The sequence below is a fragment of the Leptospira sanjuanensis genome (assembly GCF_022267325.1).
Taxonomy (GTDB): domain Bacteria; phylum Spirochaetota; class Leptospiria; order Leptospirales; family Leptospiraceae; genus Leptospira; species Leptospira sanjuanensis.
In genome coordinates, this window is the sequence record NZ_JAIZBG010000001.1 from 3,265,001 (window position 1) to 3,267,500 (window position 2,500).

Consider the following 2,500-nt stretch of genomic DNA (forward strand, 5'->3'; position numbering starts at 1 on the left):
GCGCAGAGCCGCGTAAGAGTTCCTACTTTTTCCCCGAGTCCCCGCTTTCGATCCGCCGGTTTCCCTGCTCTTCAAGGTCGAGAGAATTCGGAAGATCCATTGGTTTCGAATCGTTCTGAAAATTCAAAAATAATTTTACGGTTCCTTTAACGGAAATTAAAACGATTCCAAGAGTCGGATTTAAGAAGTTTATGAATCGATTACTTGTTTGGAAAGAATTTTCAATCTACAGCGGGCCCTCTTTTTCCACCACAAGACACAGTCATTTTTTCGTTCAACTCTGCATCGCAAACGAAGGAGAATTCCGACTTCGGGGCAAAAACGGAATTTGGAGATCGTATCGGGCCGCACTGATTCCGTCGGGCGTCAGTCACGAAACCGAAAAATCCGATCGAAATTTTACGATCGTTTTATTGGATCCATTGTCGTTTCAAACGGGAATCCTCTCTAAGATCAACGGAACCGGAGGAGAACCCGGAATCGACGTAAGCGAGAAATTCTCCTCCGAAGACATTCAATTTTTATTAAGTATTTTCGAAAACGTTTCGGAAGAATCCAAAAAGAAGTTTCTGGATTTTTTCGAAAGTAAATTCGAAATAAGCGGACAAGATTCGGAACTTTCGACCGGAAACTCGAATATCGAAACGTTAAACAGAAAATCCGACGTCGATCCGCCTTCCGCAAAAAAATCGGCCGCCGCATTGTTCAGACGAAAAGAACCGAACGTGCCGATCGATCCGCGAATCCTTGAATGTGTCGAAATTTTGTCTTCCGCATACGATTCCACTTCTCCGTTCGAAAAAGAGATTTCGCTTTCGGAACTCGCGAACCGAGTCAAACTTTCACCGGGTAGATTCCGTCATCTATTTCGGGAAGAAACCAATATTACGTTTTCAGGATATAAACTTTGGCTCAAAACGGGAAAGGCGATTCTCTCCCTAGCCGGGAATCCCGAGCTGACAGCGGCCGCATACGAAGGCGGCTTTTCGGACCAAGCGCATTTTAGCAGAATTTTCAGACGTTCCTTCGGCATGTCTCCTTCGGACTTTGCGAAAAAACCGGACCGATTCCAAGTTCGTTTCTTTTTTTCCTAATACGACCGAGAACTTGAAAGCAGGTCGCATCCGCAGCCCATTCGTTCAAGACCATTTTATTTTTTCGCGATACGATCGTAGCAATGAGAGCACAACGTATCTTTTCTAAACGGCGGATTTTTTTATGAGACGGATTCTAAGTCGGATCGGAATTCTCCTTTGCATTTTAGGAACCGCAGCGACGACGATCTTGATCCTTTACGGGGTATTCCACGAAACGGAACGGAGGCGTGTGGAAACCGAATGGACGGAGAAGAAGACGCCGCGAATTTCCTCCGACGCATTGGGAAGCACCGAGCGACTTTCGATTCTTCCGCTCGTCAACTGGCATGCCCTTCCCGGCTTTCGAGGAGAAATGGGAGTTTCCTATCTGATTCGCACGGACCATATTACGATTCTTTTCGACGTCGGACAAAATACGGAAGGGGAGAATCCTTCTCCTCTTCTTTACAACATGCAACGGTCCGGCATTTCACTTTCGGACATCGACTCGATTTTCCTTTCTCACAAACACTTTGACCACGTGGGCGGAAAAAAATGGGAACGCAGCGGAACCTTCTCCTTAGGAAACGAACAGATCGGGTTAAACGGAAAGAGAATATTCGTCCCCGGGTCGATCACCTATCCGGGAGCGGTTCCGATACGAATCGAAAAACCGGAGGTCCTGTATCCCGGAATTGCGAGTATCGGTCCGATTTCAAGAAGATTGTTTATAGGCACGATCGACGAACAGGCGTTAGTCGTAAACGTGCGCGGGAAGGGCCTCGTGCTCATATCCGGATGCGGTCATCAAACACTTCGAAAAATTCTGCAACGTACCGGGAATACGTTTTCGGAGAAAATCTACGGAATCATAGGCGACTTACATTATCCGGTTCCGACGGGACGACTGGAAAAATTCGGAATCAATCTGCAAAAGGTTTTCGCCTCTGGAGAAGGTCCTCTAAAAACATTACAATGGTCCGACGTCGCAAACGACGTAAGTATATTAAAAAAATTGAATCTATCTATCGTGGGAATCGGAGGTCACGACTCAAGCGACGAGACGATTCGTCTTTTCGAGGATAATTTCGGAGCTTCCTACCGGAAGGTTTTGGTCGGGAAGTGGATTCACGTTTCTCCGGCGACGCGGAACTAAAGGAGGAAACAATGTTCGCGATTTATGATAGGATCGTTTCCTTTTTTGACGAAGTTTATAAAACTCCGAACGATCGAATGCGGTCCGGTATTTCCGCATTCGGGTTCGTCTTCGGAATCCTTCTCGCTGCCGCTATCGGATGGGCGGCAAACCGGTTGGTTTTATGGACGGGAAACACGACACTTTCTCCGCTATTCGTCGGTATGATCGGCGGGATCATCGTCGCGAATTGTTTCGGAATCAAGGATTCTCTCTTACCCGGAATCGG

General features: G+C 47.0%; 3 protein-coding genes (1 of these 3 only partly in view). All 3 read left to right on the forward strand.

Going from position 1 to position 2,500, the window contains the following annotated elements:
• The first annotated feature begins 191 nt into the window (after positions 1–191).
• Entirely contained in the window at positions 192–1,094 is a 903-nt protein-coding gene (locus LFX25_RS14795) for a helix-turn-helix domain-containing protein (RefSeq protein ID WP_238730900.1), read from the forward strand.
• 124 nt (positions 1,095–1,218) lie between these two features.
• Positions 1,219–2,232, forward strand: a complete 1,014-nt coding sequence (locus LFX25_RS14800; protein WP_238730901.1) for an MBL fold metallo-hydrolase — start codon at positions 1,219–1,221, stop codon at positions 2,230–2,232.
• 11 nt (positions 2,233–2,243) lie between these two features.
• Positions 2,244–2,500, forward strand: partial view of a YeiH family protein gene (locus LFX25_RS14805; protein ID WP_238730902.1) — the 5' end (the start) only. The gene runs 838 nt beyond the window's last position; only the first 257 of its 1,095 coding nucleotides appear in the window; it begins with the start codon at positions 2,244–2,246; the stop codon falls past the right edge of the window.

Excerpts from the sequence above, each read along its gene's own strand:
- LFX25_RS14795 (WP_238730900.1), top strand. The coding sequence starts at position 192 with ATGAATCGATTACTTGTTTGGAAAGAATTTTCAATCTACAGCGGGCCC.
- LFX25_RS14800 (WP_238730901.1), top strand. The coding sequence starts at position 1,219 with ATGAGACGGATTCTAAGTCGGATCGGAATTCTCCTTTGCATTTTAGGA.